This window comes from Mucilaginibacter sp. P19 (assembly GCF_050632265.1).
Lineage (GTDB): Bacteria > Bacteroidota > Bacteroidia > Sphingobacteriales > Sphingobacteriaceae > Mucilaginibacter > Mucilaginibacter gossypii.
Map to the genome: position 1 here is coordinate 1,828,021 of NZ_CP192586.1, position 20,920 is coordinate 1,848,940.

Sequence of the window (20,920 nt, forward strand, 5' to 3'; positions counted from 1 at the left end):
AAACAGTAATATGGCAACAACATACAAAACTCCGGGTGTTTACGTGGAAGAAATTCCACTCCTACCTCCATCGGTAGCCGAGGTTGAAACGGCTATCCCGGCCTTTATAGGCTATACACAAAATATTAGCTATAACGGGGCATCGCTGCAGTACAACCCTGTCAGGATCAAATCGCTTAAAGAGTATGAGCAGATCTTTGGTTTTGCCGAGGATACCCTGTTCACCACAACCGGAACAGCAACCGGTATCAAGATCAAAAAGGCGGCCGGTGTATTTTCATTTGATGCCGCGGTTGACGATCCTTACGCAGCCTTGAAATTCAGGATGTACTATTGCCTGCAGCTTTACTTTGCCAATGGCGGCGGCCCTTGTTACATTGTTTCAGCAGGCCAAACTGGTGCAGCTGTTAATGTTGACAAAGCTTTGCTTGGAAACGCGCTTGCCGCGGTTCAAAAGGAAGATGAGCCCACAATCTTGCTGTTTACCGATGCCGTAACCCTTACCGCACCTGCAGACTATTATGGCTTGTTTACCGCAGCATTGGCCCAGGCTGCATTTCTGCAGGATAGGGTAGTACTTATTGACCCCTATGTGGCGGTAGCCGATAAAGGGAAAAAAGCGTTTGGCGATATCGCAACTGCGTTCCGTACGGCTATTGGGGTTAATAACCTTAGTTATGGTGCTGCCTATTATCCATGGCTGCAAACCAGCATCAACTATTTCAGCAATGAAAGCAAACAACTGATCGTTTCCGGAACAGGCGTTACACCAACGGATTTTCCGGCCACTGCCGTTCTGCGCGATGATGCCAACACAGCCAATTCTATCTATCACTTAAACAGTGATCTGTATAATTATATCAAACAGCAAACCAGCCTGTTCTCGGTTATTTTACCTCCCGCAGCGGCAATAGCAGGTGTATACGCTTCTGTTGATAATACGCGGGGTGTTTGGAAAGCGCCGGCAAATGTGAGCCTTAACATGGTAGCAGCCCCAATGGTAAAAATTGATGATGCCGACCAGGAAGATATGAATGTTACCAGCACCGGTAAATCGGTAAATGCCATCAGGGCATTTTCGGGCAAGGGTGTATTGGTTTGGGGAGCACGTACGCTGGCAGGTAATGACAACGAATGGCGTTACATATCCGTAAGGCGTTTCTTTAACATGGTTGAAGAATCGGTTAAAAACTCAACCCAACCCTTTGTATTTGAGCCTAATGATGGTAATACATGGGCAAAGGTACGCGGTATGATAGCCAACTTTTTAATACTGCAATGGCGTGCGGGAGCTTTACAGGGCGCCAAGCCTGAGGATGCCTTCTTTGTACACGTTGGCCTTGGCGAAACCATGACCTCGTTGGATATCTTGGAAGGCAGGCTCATTGTTGAAGTAGGCATGGCTGTGGTCCGTCCGGCCGAGTTTATCATTCTTCGTTTCAGTCATAAAATGGTTCAATCTTAAATCAATTAGTCATGGCTTATAAAACACCCGGAGTTTACGTGCAGGAGATTGCACTGTTTCCGCCATCAGTTGCCCAGGTTGAAACCGCTATACCCGCCTTTATAGGTTTTACAGCTTTTGCATTAACTCCTGAAGGCAAATCATTGGTAAATGTACCAACCCGCATAAAATCGTTGCTGGAGTTTGAAAGCTTATTTGGCGGCGGCTATGTACCGGCAACCATTAAGGTTACTGTTAACCCGGCTACAAACCAGATCCTGAATGTGGTACCCGATAAGCGGTTTCACCTGTATGTATCGCTCAGGCAGTACTTTGATAACGGCGGCGGACCGTGTTATATCGTTTCGGTAGGAGATTTTTCATCTGCAGTAACAGCGCCACCCATATCAGGAGGTATCGATACCCTATCGGCCGAGGATGAGCCTACACTGATCCTGTTTCCTGATGCGGTTGAGCTGGTAAGCGGCGGTAACCCCGACCTTGTTGCTTTTAGCGGTTTGCAAACCAAAGCGTTGGGCTTGTGCGCTTCTATGCAAGACAGGTTCTCGATACTTGATGTGCTGCAGGGCGATAAACGCCAGGATGTTAGCAATAAGCCTATTGACAACTTCCGCAGCTCGATAGGGATCAATAACCTCAATTACGGCGCGGCTTATTATCCCTGGATCATAACCACTTATGATGTCAATGTTGATTTCAGGCAGATGGAGTTTTGGAACAATGCAGGGGTACCGGCCAAGATCACCAATTATGATGGTTTTTCAAAAAGCACTGATGAAAAGGCGCTGGTAACCAACCTGCAAAATGCTATCAAAGATACTGATAAAGTAATCGGATCTGTATTTAGTAACGCCGCCGACGCTACTGCGTTGAGGGTAGGCGGGGTTGATGCAGTTAAGTCAAAGTTAACCGCATTGGCAAATAATATTGCTCAAAATGTAACTCCCGATGTACAGTTAACCAGTTACCTTGATTTGTTGGCCGCCATTGTTACCGCGGGTAAAAAGGCAAAAGATGCACCCGCTGTTGGTGCGTTGTATGGCAAAGATATTGATGCATTGAGCAAAGATGCAAAACTTGCCGCTGCCATCACCAACCTCATTGCCTACGAAAAAAATGCCAAGGTGGCTGCTAATACAACCGCCGGTCGTAATCCAACACCTGTTTATTCGGTATTAGATAATACAGCATGGATAACCAATTCAACCTATGCGGCAATAGCTGCCAATGCAGATAATTTTACCAAAGATGCAGCCGGTGCACTTTCCATTGTACAGGCATTACAGGATACTGTTGCCACTATTTTAACTGGTTTCGGCGCATTAATAAACGGTGCCCTGTTTTATGAAAACCTTGCTGAGCAGGCTTTATTCTCGGGCAACGTATTTTTCAGCGCTGCTAACTCGGCAATAACGCTTAAAATGAGCACTATTCCGCCATCTGGGGCAATAGCAGGGGTGTATGCCAATGTTGACGGTACCCGGGGTGTTTGGAAAGCACCTGCCAATGTAAGCCTTAACAATGTCATAGGCCCCGCTGTGAAAATTGATAACAGCGACCAGGACGATATGAACGTTACGGCTACGGGTAAATCAATCAATGCTATCAGGGCTTTTGCGGGCCGGGGCACTTTGGTTTGGGGCGCGCGTACCTTAGCAGGTAATGATAATGAATGGCGCTATATCCCTGTCAGGCGTTTCTTTATCATGGTTGAAGAATCAGTTAAAAAGGCTACTTATCCTTTTGTATTCGAGAACAATGATGCTAACACCTGGACAAAGGTGCGGGTAATGATCCAGAACTTTTTAACGCTGCAATGGCGTGCCGGGGCCTTACAGGGCGCTAAACCCGAAGACGCATTTTTTGTACACGTTGGCCTTAACGAAACCATGACCGCACTCGACATTTTGGAGGGCCGCATGATAGTTGAAATTGGTATGGCTGTAGTAAGGCCTGCCGAGTTCATCATCCTCCGCTTCTCACACAAAATGCAGGAGAGTTAATTATATAAAAGCTTAAAGCGGAATGCATAAAGCTTAGATCTACCAGATTCATTATTAACTACTTGATGTGAAGCTAATTAATAGGTTCAATATAAATCAATGAATTTCATTTAAAACAAATAAAATGGCAAATTATCCTCTACCCAAATTCCATTTCCAGGTTGACTGGGGTGGCACACGCATCGGTTTTACCGAAGTAACCGGCTTACAAATTGAAACCGAAGTGGTTGAATACCGCGAAGGCAGCAGTAAGGAATACAATAAGGTAAAAATGCCCGGCATGCGCAAATACGGTAACATCACCCTGAAACGCGGCACATTTGCTAATGATAACGAGTTTTATGACTGGATGAACACCGTAAAACTAAACCAGATAGATCGCCGCGACCTTACCATTAATTTGCTTAACGAAGAGCATCAGCCGGTAGTTACCTGGTCGGTTAAAAATGCCTTCCCGGTTAAGATCCAGTCGGCCGATTTGAAAGCAGATGCCAACGAGGCTGCAATTGAAACGCTTGAGGTTGCGCACGAAGGTTTAACCATCAAAAACGGCTAATCATGGCCTTCGACGCTAAATCGGGTTATCCGCCTTTAGGTTTTCACTTTAAGGTGGTGTTTACGGGCATTGGCGATGAAGAAATCGACAGCCGGTTCCAAAACGTATCGGGCCTATCCATGGAGATGGAAACAGAATCCAAGAAGGAGGGCGGCGAAAATCGTTTTGAACACGCGCTGCCGGTAAGGGCCAAGTTTCCGGCACTGGTGCTGAAGCGAGGGCTCATTACCGAATCAAAACTGTTGATGGATTGGTGCAATAACGTGTTCAATAATTTTATTATCGAACCCAAAGACCTGACCGTAAGCCTGCTTAACGAAGAACATGATCCGCTTTTAACCTGGAACGTAGTGCAGGCCTGGCCCAAAAAATGGAGCCTGAGCGATTTGAATGCCGAGCAAAACAGTATCGCTATTGAAAGCTTTGAGCTGCAATACCAGTATTACACCCTTCAAACCTGATGTTATGCCAATTGAGATCAGAGAACTGAACATCCGCGTGAGCGTAAACCAAAGCCCTGCCGAACAGGATTCAAAGCCCTCAGGTGGCGGTGGCGGTAGTGGCGGCGGAGGCGGTGATAAAGATGAGATCATTGCCGAGTGCGTAGAACAGATACTGGAGATTTTGAAAAATAAAAACGAACGCTGATGGCCGATAACGTAACCAAAATGAAGATCGTGGCCTGGTCCGATCCGAAGAGCAAAAATGAAGAAGGCTCTATGACGGTGCAGGTTAACCCCGAAAGCTATAGCCAGAAGATCGAGATCAAGTATTCTGACAAGCAGGCGCAGGGAACCTCGGGCAAGCTGCCCAAGTTTTCCAAGATTGAGCCGCAGAAGATGGATTTCGAGCTGATGTTTGATCGTACCGGGGTAATCAATGGTGCCACCGCCGGTGAGTTAGGGGTTGACGAGGATATCGATAACCTGCAAAAGCTCATCATCGAATACCAGGGCGATAAGCACCGGCCAAGGTTTGTAAGTATCTATTGGGGAACGCTTCAGTTTGACGGTGCGCTGGAAACAATGGATATCAGTTATAAACTGTTTGACAGCCAGGGCCGCCCGCTCAGGGCCATTGTAAAAGCTTCGTTCATTGGTTCGGTTGAGGATAAAAAGCGGGTAGCTAAAGAAAATGCCCAGTCGCCCGATTTAACAAAAGTGAGGGTAATTAACGAAGGGGACACATTGCCGCTGCTCTGCTACCAGATATACGGCGATTCAAAGTATTACATAGAAGTCGCCCAGGCAAACAGCCTCAACGATTTCAGGTACCTTAAAACAGGCACAAAGCTCAAATTTCCACCATTAAATCAATAACAGATCATGGCAGATAGCCGCACCATAGAAACCACCCGGTCAAGTACCGTTGTTACCCCGATTGTAAAAATTGAGGGCACCGAGATACCCCGCACCATGCAGGTGGAGGCTATGGTGATTGATAAAGGCATTAACCGGATAGCCGCCGCTAAACTGGTGATCATTGATGGTGACACTTCGGCCCAAAAGTTTGATGCCAGCAATGGCGACTTGTTTGTGCCGGGTAAAAACATCGAGATTTTGTGTGGTTACGAATCGGATAATTATACGCTGTTTAAAGGTGTGGTTATTAAACACAGTATCAAGCTGCGCAACAGCGGCTCGCAACTGGTTATCGAATGCCGCGATAAGGCCATTGCCATGACACTTGCCCGCCACAGCAAGTACTTTGGCGAAAACGTGAAGGACAGCGATGCTATAACTACTATAGCTGGCACTTACAGCGGTTTAAGCATCGATGTTGCCGATATGAACATCACCACCAGCGACCTGGTGCAATACGAAGCCACCGACTGGGATTTTATAACCGGTCGAGCCGAGCTGAACGGGATGTTGGTTTATACCGATGATAATACCCTCTCCATCAAAAAGCCGGAAATAAGCGGCGCCGCGGTTGTGGAATTATCATTTGGCGCAACCATGCTGGAGTTGGATGCCGAGATTGATTCACGGATCCAGTTCCCCTCCATAACAGGCCGCACCTGGAACCCGGCATCACAGGAAATTGAAAAGGTTGATGCTAATCCGCCATCGGGCGAACTGAACGGCAATCTGACAAGTGATGATCTGGCTGGCGTATTTAATGAAAGTAAATATCAGCTTAACCATGGCGGCAAGCTTTCACAGCCCGAGTTGCAGGCCTGGGCAACATCGCTCAAGCAAAAACAGGTGCTTTCAAAAGTGCGGGGCAGGGTAAAGTTTAAAGGCATTCATACGGTGAAACCGGGAATGATCATTAAGCTCAGTAATCTGAGCGATAGGTTTAACGGCAACACCTTTGTAAGCCACATTCAGCATCATATCTCGGCCGGCGACTGGCAACTGGAAGTACAGTTTGGTTTGGATCCGCAGTGGTTTACCGAAAAGTTTGAAACCAGTATAAAGCCCGCTTCGGCTTTGATCCAGGCAGTGCCCGGTTTGCAGATTGGCGTTGTAACCCAATTGGAAAGTGATCCCGATGGCGAATGCCGCATCCTGGTACGTATGCCGGTGATCAGCGCTGATGATCAGGGGATTTGGGCGCGGGTAGCAACTTTAGATGCCGGAAAGGAACGCGGAAGTTTCTTTTTGCCCGAAGTTGGGGATGAGGTAATTGTTGGTTTTTTAAACAGCGATCCTCGTAAGCCGGTGGTACTGGGTATGCTTAACAGCAGCAACAAAACTGCTCCTTTAACCGCGGCCGATGCTAACAACCAAAAGGGTTTTGTAACCCGCAGCAAAATGAAGCTAATTTTTGATGACGATAAAAAATCAGTAACCATTGAAACGCCGGCCGGGAAAAAGATAACTATGGATGAAGACGCCGGGGCGATTGAGTTAAAGGATGAGAACAATAACTCGATAAAAATGAACAGCGATGGCATCACCATCGAAACCCAGGGCAAACTGGTGCTTAAAGCCCAGCAGGATTTTAACGCCGAAGGGATGAACCTGGGCCTGAAAGCCAATACCGCCCTTTCGGCAGAGGGATCAGCGAGTGTAGAAGTAAAATCAAGCGGTACGGCGGCACTGAAAGGCTCAATTGTACAAATAAACTAATAACAAAAAATGGCAGCAGCAGCAAGGATAGGCGATATGCACGTATGCCCTATGTTCAACGGGCCTTCGCCTCACGTAGGCGGGCCGGTAATAGGGCCGGGGGTACCAACGGTGCTCATTGGTGGTATGCCGGCCGTATGCGTGGGCGATATGTGTACCTGCGCCGGTCCGCCCGACTCGATAATCATGGGTTCGGCAACGGTGCTGATAGGGGGAAACCCGCTGCCCGCATGGGCGATAGCACAGCCCATGGCGGATCAATAGTGTTAGGCTGCCCAACAGTAATAATCGGAGGCTGATCAATGGAACCAAAAATACCTTTTATAGGCAGGGGATGGAGTTTCCCGCCAAGCTTTGACAAGGCTGCCGGTAAAGTTGAAATGCTTACCGACGAGGCCGATATTGAAAGCAGTTTGGGCATACTGTTCAGCACCCGGCTGGGCGAGCGCATTATGCAGCCAACTTTCGGGTGCGATTTACAAAAGATAGTTTTTGAGGCTGTAAACCTCACCCTCAAAACCTATATCAAAGATTTGATTGAAACCGCCGTACTGTATTTTGAACCCAGGATAACGCTCAACAGCACCGAGGTTGACACCAGTATGGATAACGAAGGGATATTGCTTATTAAGCTCAATTACACGGTACGTACCACCAATTCAAGGTACAACTATGTGTTCCCTTATTATAAAAATGACATTACCAGCATAACTACCAACCAATAAGAACTAACCATGGCCTGTAACGATAAAAATCCGCTTCAACGTGATGGCTCAAGCCAGTCACAGCGCTTCCTGAAAGCGCTTGACCCAGCAAGTGCCCCAATTGAGGAATTGGGCATGGAAGACTGGCTGACGTTCGCTGCTGCTTATGCCGATAAAATAAACTATTATACCTTGAAAGACAGCAATTACCCCCAGGGCGATTGGAAACCGTTTTTCATCCAGGATAAAAAAGCGCTGCAGGATTTTTTGAAGCAGGTTGAGGTTAAAATGCAGAATGCCGGCCTGGGTTTTCCCGACTCAAGTATCAAAAGCGATGTTGAACCGCATCTGGCCCTGTTTATGTGTTTCATTATGCTTTTACAGCATTCGGAAGATGCATTGAATCAGTTTACCGGCCGGCACCTTGATTTTTATTTTAAACGGGTATTGCAGCTGCGCAACCGCCCCGAAGTACCCGATAAGGTACATGCAATATTTGAGCTTGCCCGCAACCTCACCGGTTTCCTGTTGCCGGAAGGCACATCACTTGATGCCGGTAAAGATAAAAGCCCCAAACCCAAACCGGTTGTTTTTAAAACAAACGCAGAGCTGGCTGTAAACAGCGCCACTATAGCGGCTATGAAAAGCTGGTACCAATCGCCTGCGGATAAGAAGGTAGCCTATGCCGATGTTACTTTTTCGGCCGATGGTTTGGGTACGCCTTTTAAAGATGATGTACCTAAGTGGAACCCTTTTGGCAGCAAGAGCTGGCCAACGGCATCAATGGGCTTTGCTTTTGCATCAAAAGTATTGCTCATGAGCGAGGGTGACCGTACCATAACTTTAACACTCAACTTTTCGGGGCTCGGTACTATTGATCCTGCACTGCTTGCCCAACTGTTTAAGGTTTTTTTAACATCCGAAAAAGAGTGGCTGCAGGCCGATTTTCCAACTACAGATGCCTTTAAGGTTAATCAGCAGCAAATTATTATTACTGTTAATATACCGGCAAAGGCTAAGGCTGTTGTGCCCTATGATCAGGCTATTCATAAAGAAAATTATAAAACCGATTTCCCGGTAATCCGGCTGCTGATGAGTGTTCAGGATAATGCCTATCCTGTTTATATCGCGCTGAGTAAAGCTAAGCTCAATAATGTGCAGATAGATGTGACTGTGAAAGGCATGAAAAACCTGGCCGTTGAAAATGATAACGGTAAAGTTGACCCATCAAAGCCCTTTTTTGCCTTTGGCGCACTGCCAAAAGTTGGCTCAACCCTATACATCGGCAGTACTGAGATTTTTCAAAAAGAGTGGACAGAAATTACGCCTCATATAGATTGGAAAGGCGTACCTGATGATCTGAAAAGTTATTATACGGCTTATCGTACAGATTATCTCAAGTCAACGTTAAGCCCCGGTGCATATAACATTAACGCCAGTAATGAGGCTTCAGATACTACGGGGACTTCGAGGGAGGTAACTGCCAAAAGTGATTTTAAAGCAAAAGTAGCCTACATCAAAAACGGTGCATTGTTCCCAAGCGAAGGCAGCGAGATCAATGTGCTCGATAATACCTTTACACTTAAGCCGGATGGCGTTCAGCAAGCGGTAAATCCCGCACCTTATTTTATTAATAAATACCTGTATTTTAATGTATCGGGCTCTTTTAAGCAGGGTAGCTGGCCACAGGCCGAAAAGGCATTGGTGCAACAGTATGTGCAACCAATGCAGATGTTTTTCCCGGTGCTGGGTTTTGTTGGTTTTCAGCAAACTGCTACCACACTTCAAACACAAACCGAAAATTTCTCAGCAGGAGTTAAGGATAATTATATCCTTATAAGCCTTGTAAAGGATTTTATGCATAGTATATATCCGCAATTGTTTGCCGCTGCCATGACAGATACAACAAGGGCCGCGCTTATTCCTAAAGAACCCTATACTCCCGAAATAGCATCGCTAAAGCTCGATTACAAGGCATCGGCTAAAAATAAGATTGATGATTTGACCGGCAGTAATGATAACCCTGGTCTGCTGGCTGATTACGTGAACCATAACGTCCAATTTTTTCACGAAACACCATTTGGCCAGGCCGAACAGCATGCTTTCCTCAAAAAACAATATCACGGGCTTATCGACGGGAATATTACAGCCATACCGCAAGCTCCTGATCTTGCAGCTTTTTACATAGGTATTGCAGGTATTGAAACGGGGTCTGTAGCCAGTATTCTTTTCCAGGTAGCCGAGGGCAGTGAAGACGCGCTTGCGCCGTCGTTCTCGGATACTATTCAACCTAAATGGTATTATTTATCAGGCAATGAATGGCTTGCTTTGGATAAAAGCAATATCATCAGCGACGATACCAATGATTTTTTGCGCTCGGGGATCATCAAGTTTTTAATCCCCGAAGGCGCTACAACCAACAATACATTCCTAAACCAAAGCCTCACCTGGCTTGGGGTTGAACTGCCAACTGCAGTAACGATAGATTCGGTTTGTAAATTCATCAACGTACATATCCAGGCTGCCGAAACCGAATTTGCCGATAATGATAATGAACTTTCGCACCTGGAAACCGGGTTGCCCGCAGGTACAATCAGCAAACTGGTCGACAGGCTGCCGCAAATCAAATCGGTTACTCAGCCATATGCTTCGTTTGGCGGTTTGCTGCCGGAGGATGATGGCGCTTTCCGCCTGAGGGTAAGTGAACGGCTGAGGCATAAACACCGGGCTATCACCATCTGGGATTATGAGCACCTGGTAATGGCGCAGTTTCCGCAGGTGTTTAGGGTTAAATGCCTTAACCATACCAACGATAATATTGAAGTTGCCCCGGGGAGCGTAAGGGTAGTAGCCATACCTGATATCCGTAACCAGATCAGTTTTGATCCATTTAAACCTCGCGTAAGCAAAAATACCCTGAGCGAGATTACCAAATACCTGTCGGGATTAAACTCTATGCATGTTGACCTGCTGGCTATTAATCCTGATTACGAAGAAGTGATCCTTGATTTTAAGGTGAAATTTTACTTCGGGTTGGATGAAAACCTATATGCAGCCAGGTTGAACACCGATGTGATTAATTACCTGTCGCCTTGGGCTTTTAACCGTAATGCCGATATTGATTTTGGCGGCATCCTGTACAAAAGTGTGGTGATCCGCTTTATTGAAGAACTATCCTATGTTGATTATATAGCTGATTTTAAGATGTACTTCACAGCATCGGGGCCCGCAAACCCCGATGTTTTGGAGGCAGGCAATTCAAAGGCAATCCTTGTATCGGCAAAGCAACATTTAATTGATACCAAAACCATACCTACATGCCCATGATTGATCAGTTAACCATACCGAAACAAATTGATACCAGCCTTGGGCCCGAGTATAATACTTTGCGCACCGAAGGTATGCAGCATATCCGCGACCTGGCCAGTGCCATTTGGTCGGATTATAATGTGCATGACCCAGGTATTACCACGCTGGAGATGCTTTGCTATGCACTCACTGATTTGAACTACCGCATTACCCTGCCCGTTGAAAATATTTTAGCGGTTGATCATGACAATACCACCAGTATGCATGAGCAGTTCTTATCTGCCATAAAAATATTGCCCACTTACCCGGTTACACCCGACGACTACCGTCAATTATTTGTGCGGATAGATGGTGTACGGAATGCCTGGATCAAAAAATCGCCCCATAGTATTATAGCCAACTATAAACAACCTGATGGTAAACCGCTGCTTCGTTACGCCAAACCCGGCGAAAATGCCTTGACCGGTAAAGAGGTTAAATTCGATTTAAAAGGCATCAACGATATCCTGATAGATTTTGAGGATTTTCCTGAATTGGGGGGCGATGCAGCCAAGATCAAAGCCAAACAGGATGACATCATCAAACAAATAAAATCGGTATACCATTACTTCCGCGAATTGTGTGAGGATCTTGACCAGGTAAAGGCCGTTGAAAATCAGGAGATCGTGATATGTGCCGAAATTGAGCTTCAGCCCCAGGCCGATCCTGAAATGATCTGGGCGCAGATCATGTTTAATATAGAGCAATACCTTACACCCGATATTAAATTTTACCTGCTTAAAGAATTGCTGGATAAAGGCATGCAGACCGACGAGATCTTTGAGGGCCCGGTACTTGATTTTGAAAACCTGCAGGGTATTGATGCCAAATTTGCTAAACAAGGGTTTATCATCCCGGCCGAACTTGCGGCCTCGCAATTGCGTACAGAGGTGCGCCTATCTGATCTGTACCGCATTATCATGGAAATTGACGGTGTACGATTGGTGAAAAGAATTTCCTTTGGTTTTTGTGGCTGTACCGCGCCGCAGAGCGAGGTTGCCGATAAGATCTATAAATCGAATGAATGGTTGCTTTGTGTGCAGGAGGGGCATAAGTCTGTTTTGTGCGAAACCAATTCATCATTTACCTTTTACAAGGATGTGGTGCCTATCGAACTGAAACAGTCCGAAGCCCAGGCCGATCTAAACCAGCTTCGGAAAGACTGGCAGGACAATGTAGAGGCTAAAAAGATAGTTGATTTGCCGGTACCCGAAGGCGATTACAGGGATATAGGGCACTATGAAACCCTGCAAAATCAGTTTCCTGAAAATTACGGTATCTCGCCGCTGGGCCTGCCCGATACTGCTACAACTGAGCAAAGGTCGCTGGCCTTACAGCTTAAAGGCTACCTGCTGTTTTATGACCAGGTGCTGGCCAATTACTTCGCCCAGCTTTCAAATGCCAGGATTTTGCTTACTGCCGATGACAGCATCCGCAAAACCTATTTCAGTAATACGGTAAATGGCATCCGCGATGCGGAAAAGCTGTTGGATGGTTATGCCCAATGGGAGAAAACGGTTGATGATGTAATTAAAGAAACCGGGCAGGATAACTATCCCGAACGGAAAAATAAATTCCTCGACCATTTGCTGGCCCGTTTTGCCGAGCAGTTTAACGAGTACGTATTTTTAATGTACCGCATTTACGGCGAAGATTACCAGCGCAACATCATCAGGCATAAGGTTAAGTTTTTGAAAGACTATGACCAGATGAGCATTTGCCGCGGCAGCGGGATGGATTTGTACAATACCAAAACACCGGATCAGCAACTGGTGAATGTATCGGGCATGGAAAAGCGGATCTCAATGCTGCTCGGTTTCTCTAACTATAAAATGCAACAGCTAAGCGTTGAGGATTACCTTTTGTTTAAGGCCGATGCCCTGCATTACAACTGGACAATATCGCAGCTTGGCGTAGTTAAATTTAAAGGCAATGCCAACTTCCTGAAGGAGATAGATGCTTATGAAGATCTTGGCCTGGTATCCGTGCTGGCCTGCGACAGGGAAAATTACCGCTTAAGTCCAGGAGCTACCGCGGGTAAGTATGTTTATAATATAGCCAACTCCGCAGGTACTTTGCTTACCCATAATGATATGGAGTTCAGCGCCGCCGCCATCGAAACCGAGATTGCGTTCATCATCAAATTTATGCAAAACGATTTCAAGATGGAGGGCATGTACGTGATAGAAAATATCCTGCTGCGCCCGCCATTTGATTATACCGGCGATGACAGCACTCATCACCAGTTTATGCCGGTATGCCTTGATCCTAATGGCGTGTACTGTGAGCCGCTTGATCCATACTCGTTCCGGGTTTGTGTGATACTGCCGGGATATAGCGTAAGGTTACGTAACACAGCTTTCCGCACCTATGCCGAGCGGCTCATCCGCACCGAAACGCCCGCTCATATTTTGCCGCGGATCTGTTTCATCGGACATGACCAGATGGTTGGTTTTGAAGCAGTTTATAAAGACTGGCTTGCAGCCAAACACATAGCGATAAGTACGGATACGCCTATCGATCCGGTATTGAACAGCAAATTCATCGACGTGATTGAAAAACTGTACACTGTTTATCAGCAGGGCCAGCTAAGTGATTGCAATGACGACACCCAGGAAACCAACCCGATAATATTGAACAAAACCAGCCTTGGCACCTTGCAGGGCGGCACAAATAATAACAGTTAAAACCTAAATGAAAAAGCCATGCCACCAGTAACCAACATAAAGCTCACCGATATAACTTTAGAGTATAACTCCTTTGTTGACAGCCAGGTGCTTACAGCCAAACAGCTGAATGATATTGTAGAGTTTTTTGAAGATCAGCAGCGCCTTACCCGTACCTGTTTAATTGGTGTTGGCCTGGTATGCGGCTTAAGTTTCAAAGGCGACGCCAACGGCATAACCATAGGCAAGGGCTGCGGCGTAACTACCGACGGCGATTTGCTTTATATGCCCGAAACAACCTATAAAAACTTCAGGGCCTATGATAATTCGCTGATCAAATACCCGCCGTTTTATCCCATGGGCACCGATGCCGCGCAAATGGCTTTATGGGAGCTGGTAACGCCCGATGATAAAGGCGCTTTCCCGGTTGATAGTTTTGCCCTTACCAATTTTAAATCAAAGGCCGGTAAGGAACTAACTGAAATGTACGGCCTGCTTTACCTGGAATATTACTCTAAGGATCCCGATGCCTGTACCGCTATTGATTGTGATAACCAGGGCCGCAAGCAGGTAGCCAAACCCAAAGTGTTGCTCATTGCCCAGGCTGATATGAACCAGATCATTGAGCAAACCGGTTCGGAGGTTATTTATGATGATATTTACAAAAAGTATTTCAACGCTTATAATGCCTATTTTGATGCTCCTGTATTAGCTGCAAAACGCGTGTTCTTTAACACGCAAACAACCGCTTCATCATCAGCGCTTACCGCTGCCTTTTCAAAAATTGCAAATGACGGCGCCGGTGGTTTATCAAGTGCTGTTCAAACGCTCTACAACACATTCAAATTTGCGCTCGATCCGCAATCTGTTTATCCTATTACAGGCATTGTTGCCAACATCAATACTACGTTAAGCAAAGCTACAGCCCCAATGCAGGCACAGTACCTGTATGATTTTTATAAGGACCTGTTAACCGGCTATAATGAATTGAGGGCCATACTTTCGGATATCATTTACCAGTGCTGCCCCAATATTTATGCTTTCCCCAAACATATTATGCTGGGTGCTTTAAATATTACACCAACGGCCAAGCCAACGCCTTATCGCCATAAGTTTTATGCTTCACCGGCTATCAGCGCCAATAAAGATAAGCTGAACATTGCTATTAACCTGCTCGACAGGCTGAACGTTATGAGCAGCGGGTTTACGCTGCCTCCGAGCCCGGTGGTGAAAATAACACCATCTACCGATAACAGTAAACCTTTAGAGGCAAGGGCTATCCCTTTTTATTACGGCAAACCGATTGACCTGGCTCAAAAATGGAGTTATAGCCGGTGGCTGCAGGGTACAGATAAGCTGATACTTGGTTATAATGCCGGAGCTTATTCGCCTGCAAATGATATGGTGGTAAACCCGCTGGCCTATTCAATCGACTCCAATAATTTTTTCAGGATTGAAGGGCATATCGGTAAAAAATATACCGAGGCTATTGCCGCGGTTGATAAGATCAGGCAGGACAGTAACCTGCCATTTGATGTAGTGGCCATCAGGCTGGGGGACGTTACCCTTAGTGATATTAATATTGATGATTATGCCTGTCAATTTAATGATCTGGAAGCTACATTAAGGGCTTTCCAGGCCGAGCAAAACTGCCTTTACAGCGATGTAAGTAAGTTTTTTTCGAGTTTTGATACTAAAACCGGCTACGTACTTGCAGACGAAATTAAAGCACAGGCAGCTCAGCAGCAGTTGTCATTCGCCAACGAGGCGCAGGCAACTGATACCGTTACAGCTGATGCCGGTGCTACCAAAGTGAGGATGGCCGCGGCCAAAATTGTTGAGACGGCAGATGCAATACCAGGAGCACGGATGCAGGTAACCAGCGACCTTGCAATCAATAAAAGTATCAGTAATATCCTGATTAATGGCGGTATCAATGCTGTTGATAATAATATCAATGTAGCAAAGGACAGTGTTGGCTCCTATTTGGATCAGATCCGCAGGCAGGGCGGGGCTGTAAGTATTTCTGATTACGCAGATGCTGCCGGCAAAGCTATTGACACATCGGCAACCGGCTCTTATGAGCAGGCTATCGCTGTTGATATTCCGGTGCGTGTGATTGCTGGTACCCGGAATATAAGCCAATGGTTACCCAACAGGCTGGTTGATATTGACGATGACACTATTACTAACTTCTCGGCGCGGGTAGATGACCTGTGCAACGAGGTAAAATCGGCAAGCGTAAAAAGCCGCCAGATTTTTGCCAAAGCCGATTATGTGCGTAAGGGGTATGAAGATGATTACGAGCTGCAATTGTGGCGCTTGTCTGAAAACTGCTGCGCAGGCCAGGCGCTTGCCGTTATTTTAAAAGAAATTCAGGACCGGAAAGCCAAGCTGTTGGCTCAGCTTACTTTTTCGGCCTATGCTGCAAATCATACTGGTTTAGAACACTTGGCCGGTGTGCCGGCGGGTGGCACATTTGTAATGGTGTACGCAACTACCATGACTACCCCGAGCCCAACAATACCTCCAAATACACTTTCGCTCGATGACAGGTTAAAGGCTCTTCAGACTAACCCTCAGTTTGTAAAAGGTTTTGCAAGTGATGCCGACGCGATGACGTTCATAGCTCAGAATAGCAACTTTGAAGATATTACCGCCGCTGTGAAATTTTATCAGGTACAGTCGCCGCGTAAATTTACACCAACAATTGAAGCTGATGTTATCAGTAAAACTCGGGCCTTAGCTATCGATCTTGGTAAATCACGGGCTGTGGCCGCTAACCCCGATGTGCCCGAAGATATAGTATTTGCCGATTTTTGCCTGCCGTATATGTGCTGTTCCGATTGTCCGCCGGTAGCATTTATCATGCCTAAGCCACAGGTAGGACTTAGTTTACCGAAAGCCGTAGCATGTTCTGACGAAGGGTTGCTGCAGTTTAAAGTTAGCCCGGCTGATGGCGTTATCAAAGCCTCGGCTGGTTTTGAAACTACAGTAGTAACTAAAGACGCAATAACCTATTTTGATACAACTAAAGTTAAAGACGGTGCATTTGGTCAGCAGATTAAATTTACGGTAAATGATCAGCCAACCGATTGCACTATTACCGTGTTTAAACACCCGGCTGTTAAACCTGCGGCCAGCATAAGTGATACAACCCAGTTTGCCGTATTTATTCAGCTAACAGCTACAACCAATCAGGCAGCAGGTGATACATTTGCCTACACATGGACAATGCCCGATGGACAGGTACATGCTAACCTTACCACACCGGATGATAACATTACCTTCCAATATGCTGATCTTCGTGCCAAATTCCCTGATGGCAAGCTTACGTTCACCTTATCTGCCAATAACCATGATTGTACCGATTCTGAGCAGGTTTCTATTACAGTAGAGATTCCTGAGGAACCTGTAGACCTGCAGTTAGCCGCCAGCGAAGTTTGTTCAGATGAGGGTAATATAAACTTCACTGCCGTACAACCCGCAACAGGGATTATCACCTCAAAAATAGCGGGAGATGCTGTGAAATTGCTGGGCAGCCAGTGGGTTGTTGATCCATCGAAAGGGCCTTATGATGTCAGCATCAACGACTTTATGGTGAACGGCAAACCGGTTCCTGCTTGTATGCTCATAATCCATGAGCATCCGCAGGCTTCGTTTGACTATAAGGTAACTATGGATAATGAAAAAGGTGCTGCTACGGTTACTTTAACAAATAAAACACCTAATCCGGGCAGCTTCAAGTTTACATGGACATTTGACGATGGAACTACCAGTAATGAGGTAAACACAGTAAAAGTGTTTGATATGCGCCAGTTTCCGCGTGGCCGTAATACAGTTATTACACTTACAGCAGTGAATGGTAAGTTTGAGAAGTGTCGTGCCGTGTTTACGCCTACGCCGCCTGTTGCTTTGCCTCCTATAACCACCACTCCGGTACTTACCCACTTGCCGCCGGAAACCACTACACCGGTAGTTACTAAAGTTCCGCCTGTGGTTACTACGCCGCCAACGGGTACTACTGTACCGCCGGTGATTACAGTTAGGGATACACCTGCGGTAACACCAACACCAACGGTAGACCCATCTGTGATTAAAACGAGTACAACTGTAACACCGGCGGCTACACCGAAGACAGATCCGGCTGTAACTCCTGTGGCACCCAAAATAGCTTCGAAGATTATCAAAAAAGATCCGGGTACTACAGATCCGGGCACTGTTAAATAATGTTGAGCTATGGCAGGAAGCACACATATCATCCATAAGCTGGTACTTGATATAGAAGTATCGCATCGAAGCACTGCCCAAAAGGTGCAGGACGAGGCCGTGCGGTACTTTGAACAGGTGCTGCTCAAAAAACTGGAGCAATTGCTGGATGATATGGATCTGCCTGCCCATGTTTTGATAGATAAGATTGATCTTGACTTGGGCTCGGGTAAACTGGAGGATGTATTTGAACAATTGCAGGCAAGCCTTGCTAAGGTGCTTGAGCCGGTTTTAAATCCTGCCGCATTACCCGTAGGTGATGTGCCAGATAACGAGATAAGCTATTCATTGCTTACTGAAGAGCAGCAGGCCTTTAATGTATTTGTTTATTTCCTTAACACGGGCAGGCTTCCTTGGTACGCAGTGGCTGCAACAGAATGGCTACAGCAGGAAAATGTTTGGTTGAGTGAACTGTCAGAATTGTTGACAAAAGATCGAACTTATCAATCAAAACTTATCAATCTTTTTAAAGGCTCACAGCTTACAGTACGCAGGTTCTTTAGCCAGTTTGGTATAGCGTTTATTAAAAAGCTTGCAGCGGTTCTGCTGGATATAGATGTACATAAACTCCAAAAAAGACTTGACGCTGCTATAGTCGAAATTAAGGCTTTGATAAGCAGCCAGTCAACAGATGGCCGTACAGGTTTGTCATTGGCAGAACTTACCGGTAACAAGGAGTATATCATCGAAAAACTTTTGCTGAGGATATCCCTCCGCATAGGCCTTGATGAATTACCTGTTGATAGCACAATTCTGAAAAAGTTAGCCACTTTAATATTGGGAGAGTCAGCTAACACGACTTCATTGTCAGCAACGAACTTTATTCAAGTTGCAGAAGCGTTTATCCAATCGACAGAAAATAAACCGCTACTACAAAGTAATAAGCCTATAACCACGCCCGATAATACTCCGGAAACAAGCTCAAAAAAGAAGAAGAAATTGCCGGGACTTATGTAACTCAGGCCGGTTTGGTGATCCTGCACCCCTTTTTGGAGTATTTCTTTAAAGATTTCGGCTTGCTGCAGGATAACGATTTTGTTGATCTGCCTGCAAGGCAACTGGCCGTTCACCTGCTGCACTATTTAGGTACCGGTAATGTGAACGCTTTTGAATATGACCTTTATTTTGAAAAATTTTTATGCCGGTGGCCACTTGACGAGCCATTGGAACGTGAAGTTGAAATACCCCAACGCATGCTTGATGAAGGCGACAATATGCTCCGAACCGTGATAAAATACTGGAAAGCATTAAAAAATACATCGCCCGGCGGCTTGCGCGAGGCATTCTTAATTCGCAAGGGGAAACTGATTGAAGCAGAACAGCCTGCCCGCCTTATTGTAGAGCGGATGGACCTGGATATCCTGCTTTCATCATTGCCATGGGGCATTGGCGTAGTTAAACTGCCCTGGATGAATGAACCTTTTTACGTGGAATGGCAATGAAGACACCGCAAAAGGCAGCACCTGCAAACACCAAACAAAACCAGCCCGCAAACAAGCAGGGGGCAGGGAAAGATCCTTTTTCTCTGCCGCTCATGATGTTGAACAGGTGCAGGAAGCGCCCTTTTTTGAAGGGAATAAGGTTCAGCGTAAAATGACGGTGAATGAACCTGGCGATCATTTTGAACGGCAGGCCGACCAGGTGGCTGATAAAGTTGTTCAGCATATTAATCAGCCTAAAACCGTAGCCAACGCTGCAACTGGTTCTACTACTACCACGGGTCCTGCTAATGCAGCTACCTCCGCTGTGCAAAAGAAAGAAGATAAGAAGGAAGATAAACAGGAAAAAGAGCAGAACGGAGCCGATAAAGAATTACAGCGTCGTCCCGTTTTTGAAAGTGATGGCGATCCCAACGAGGGGAATACATTAAAACGCAGCAGCCAGTCGGCCGCTCCGGATGTATCTCCACAAACGCAACAAAAGATCGAATGCAGCAAAGGCGGCGGCGAGCCATTGCCTGCCAATACCCGCGAGGAAATGGAAGGTGCAATGGGTGCAGATCTGAGTGCGGTACGGATCCATAATAACAGTGAAGCCGCCGGATTAAGTAACGATTTACAGGCGCAGGCGTTTACCCACGGCAATGATATTTATTTCGGGGCTGGTAAATATGATCCGCAAAGTAAATCGGGGCAGCACTTGTTAGCGCATGAGGTGACGCATACGGTACAACAGGGTGGAAATGGTGTTAAAAAGAAAGGGGTTATTCAACGGGCGGAAACCGGCGTTGCAGAAAGTGGAAAAGCCAAGGCGCACACTGGTGATGATAAAATTGACCAAACCAATAAAACTATAAAGGTTGAGAAAATAGATATTCCAGGTTTTAAATATGACATGATGCCATCTAAAACCGATTACTCGTTTAAAAAAACGACAAGAAGCGGGAAACATTTGGCTACCTGGGAAAAAGATGCAGCTACAGATGCCGGCTTTGGGAAAAAGTTTGATGATCTGAAAAAGGTTGAGTTACCAAATGGCGGGACATCTCCCGCGGGAAATAATACTTATTTCATGGTATCAAAAACCAATGTTACCGGGGGCATATTGTTTGGTAATCCCGATGAGATAAGGACCCGGTCGGTAAGGCCTAACTGGCGGCGGGCGGGGCAAATGCATGAGTTTGAAGTTGACCATAAAGTAGAGTTGCAAATTGGAGGGGCCGATAACGATATCGGCAACTTATGGCTTCTTTCCCAAAAAATTAACGGCTCATCAGGCGGCACTATTCAGGCCAATATAAAAAGTGCTGTAGACAGAAACTATTAAAGCCGAGAAAGCCAAGGACCCTGAAAAAGTAAAAGGTCTGTCGGTACAGGGCATTGTAGATAATTA

Annotated in this window: 13 protein-coding genes and 1 pseudogene; all 14 read left to right on the plus strand. The window is 46.1% G+C overall.

What is annotated here, in order from left to right:
• The first annotated feature begins 10 nt into the window (after nt 1-10).
• Nucleotides 11-1,465 (plus strand): phage tail sheath family protein, encoded by a 1,455-nt coding sequence (locus tag ACQ86K_RS08675; protein ID WP_091171163.1) that lies wholly within the window; start codon nt 11-13, stop codon nt 1,463-1,465.
• 11 nt (nt 1,466-1,476) lie between these two features.
• Nucleotides 1,477-3,468: a phage tail sheath C-terminal domain-containing protein gene (locus ACQ86K_RS08680; RefSeq protein WP_091171165.1), complete on the plus strand. Its 1,992-nt coding sequence runs from the start codon at nt 1,477-1,479 to the stop codon at nt 3,466-3,468.
• Between the two features lie 124 nt (nt 3,469-3,592).
• Complete coding sequence (locus tag ACQ86K_RS08685) at nt 3,593-4,024, plus strand: phage tail protein (protein ID WP_090524162.1); 432 nt, start codon at nt 3,593-3,595, stop codon at nt 4,022-4,024.
• A 2-nt stretch (nt 4,025-4,026) separates the two neighbouring features.
• On the plus strand, nt 4,027-4,485 hold the full coding sequence (locus ACQ86K_RS08690; protein WP_091171169.1) for a phage tail protein: 459 nt from the start codon (nt 4,027-4,029) through the stop codon (nt 4,483-4,485).
• 4 nt (nt 4,486-4,489) lie between these two features.
• Nucleotides 4,490-4,672 carry a DUF5908 family protein gene (locus ACQ86K_RS08695; protein ID WP_091171172.1) on the plus strand — a complete coding sequence of 61 codons (183 nt, stop codon included), beginning with the start codon at nt 4,490-4,492 and terminating at the stop codon, nt 4,670-4,672.
• Nucleotides 4,672-5,343: a CIS tube protein gene (locus ACQ86K_RS08700; protein WP_091171174.1), complete on the plus strand. Its 672-nt coding sequence runs from the start codon at nt 4,672-4,674 to the stop codon at nt 5,341-5,343. The genes ACQ86K_RS08695 and ACQ86K_RS08700 overlap by 1 nt, the downstream gene beginning before the upstream one ends.
• A gap of 6 nt (nt 5,344-5,349) precedes the next feature.
• Nucleotides 5,350-7,101, plus strand: coding sequence for a type VI secretion system tip protein VgrG (gene vgrG, locus ACQ86K_RS08705; RefSeq protein WP_091171176.1), 1,752 nt, complete (start codon nt 5,350-5,352; stop codon nt 7,099-7,101).
• Between the two features lie 9 nt (nt 7,102-7,110).
• Nucleotides 7,111-7,365, plus strand: coding sequence for a PAAR domain-containing protein (locus ACQ86K_RS08710; RefSeq protein ID WP_431200189.1), 255 nt, complete (start codon nt 7,111-7,113; stop codon nt 7,363-7,365).
• A 38-nt stretch (nt 7,366-7,403) separates the two neighbouring features.
• On the plus strand, nt 7,404-7,826 hold the full coding sequence (locus tag ACQ86K_RS08715) for a GPW/gp25 family protein (RefSeq protein WP_091171184.1): 423 nt from the start codon (nt 7,404-7,406) through the stop codon (nt 7,824-7,826).
• 9 nt (nt 7,827-7,835) lie between these two features.
• Nucleotides 7,836-11,132, plus strand: a complete 3,297-nt coding sequence (locus ACQ86K_RS08720; protein WP_091171187.1) for a baseplate J/gp47 family protein — start codon at nt 7,836-7,838, stop codon at nt 11,130-11,132.
• Entirely contained in the window at nt 11,129-13,840 is a 2,712-nt protein-coding gene (locus ACQ86K_RS08725; protein WP_091171191.1) for a hypothetical protein, read from the plus strand. Before ACQ86K_RS08720 ends, ACQ86K_RS08725 begins: the two co-directional genes overlap by 4 nt.
• Nucleotides 13,841-13,858: 18 nt before the next feature.
• Nucleotides 13,859-18,049, plus strand: a complete 4,191-nt coding sequence (locus ACQ86K_RS08730) for a hypothetical protein (protein ID WP_431200190.1) — start codon at nt 13,859-13,861, stop codon at nt 18,047-18,049.
• 9 nt (nt 18,050-18,058) lie between these two features.
• Nucleotides 18,059-19,530: pseudogene (locus ACQ86K_RS08735) on the plus strand (contractile injection system tape measure protein).
• Nucleotides 19,502-20,854 carry a DUF4157 domain-containing protein gene (locus ACQ86K_RS08740; protein ID WP_431200191.1) on the plus strand — a complete coding sequence of 451 codons (1,353 nt, stop codon included), beginning with the start codon at nt 19,502-19,504 and terminating at the stop codon, nt 20,852-20,854. Before ACQ86K_RS08735 ends, ACQ86K_RS08740 begins: the two are co-directional and overlap by 29 nt.
• Nucleotides 20,855-20,920: the final 66 nt, after the last annotated feature.

What these genes read in the sequence shown, in the direction of transcription:
- ACQ86K_RS08675 (WP_091171163.1), top strand. Translation starts at nt 11, where the DNA reads ATGGCAACAACATACAAAACTCCGGGTGTTTACGTGGAAGAAATTCCA.
- ACQ86K_RS08680 (WP_091171165.1), top strand. Translation starts at nt 1,477, where the DNA reads ATGGCTTATAAAACACCCGGAGTTTACGTGCAGGAGATTGCACTGTTT.
- ACQ86K_RS08685 (WP_090524162.1), top strand. Translation starts at nt 3,593, where the DNA reads ATGGCAAATTATCCTCTACCCAAATTCCATTTCCAGGTTGACTGGGGT.
- ACQ86K_RS08690 (WP_091171169.1), top strand. Translation starts at nt 4,027, where the DNA reads ATGGCCTTCGACGCTAAATCGGGTTATCCGCCTTTAGGTTTTCACTTT.
- ACQ86K_RS08695 (WP_091171172.1), top strand. Translation starts at nt 4,490, where the DNA reads ATGCCAATTGAGATCAGAGAACTGAACATCCGCGTGAGCGTAAACCAA.
- ACQ86K_RS08700 (WP_091171174.1), top strand. Translation starts at nt 4,672, where the DNA reads ATGGCCGATAACGTAACCAAAATGAAGATCGTGGCCTGGTCCGATCCG.
- vgrG (WP_091171176.1), top strand. Translation starts at nt 5,350, where the DNA reads ATGGCAGATAGCCGCACCATAGAAACCACCCGGTCAAGTACCGTTGTT.
- ACQ86K_RS08710 (WP_431200189.1), top strand. Translation starts at nt 7,111, where the DNA reads ATGGCAGCAGCAGCAAGGATAGGCGATATGCACGTATGCCCTATGTTC.
- ACQ86K_RS08715 (WP_091171184.1), top strand. Translation starts at nt 7,404, where the DNA reads ATGGAACCAAAAATACCTTTTATAGGCAGGGGATGGAGTTTCCCGCCA.
- ACQ86K_RS08720 (WP_091171187.1), top strand. Translation starts at nt 7,836, where the DNA reads ATGGCCTGTAACGATAAAAATCCGCTTCAACGTGATGGCTCAAGCCAG.
- ACQ86K_RS08725 (WP_091171191.1), top strand. Translation starts at nt 11,129, where the DNA reads ATGATTGATCAGTTAACCATACCGAAACAAATTGATACCAGCCTTGGG.
- ACQ86K_RS08730 (WP_431200190.1), top strand. Translation starts at nt 13,859, where the DNA reads ATGCCACCAGTAACCAACATAAAGCTCACCGATATAACTTTAGAGTAT.
- ACQ86K_RS08740 (WP_431200191.1), top strand. Translation starts at nt 19,502, where the DNA reads ATGAACCTTTTTACGTGGAATGGCAATGAAGACACCGCAAAAGGCAGC.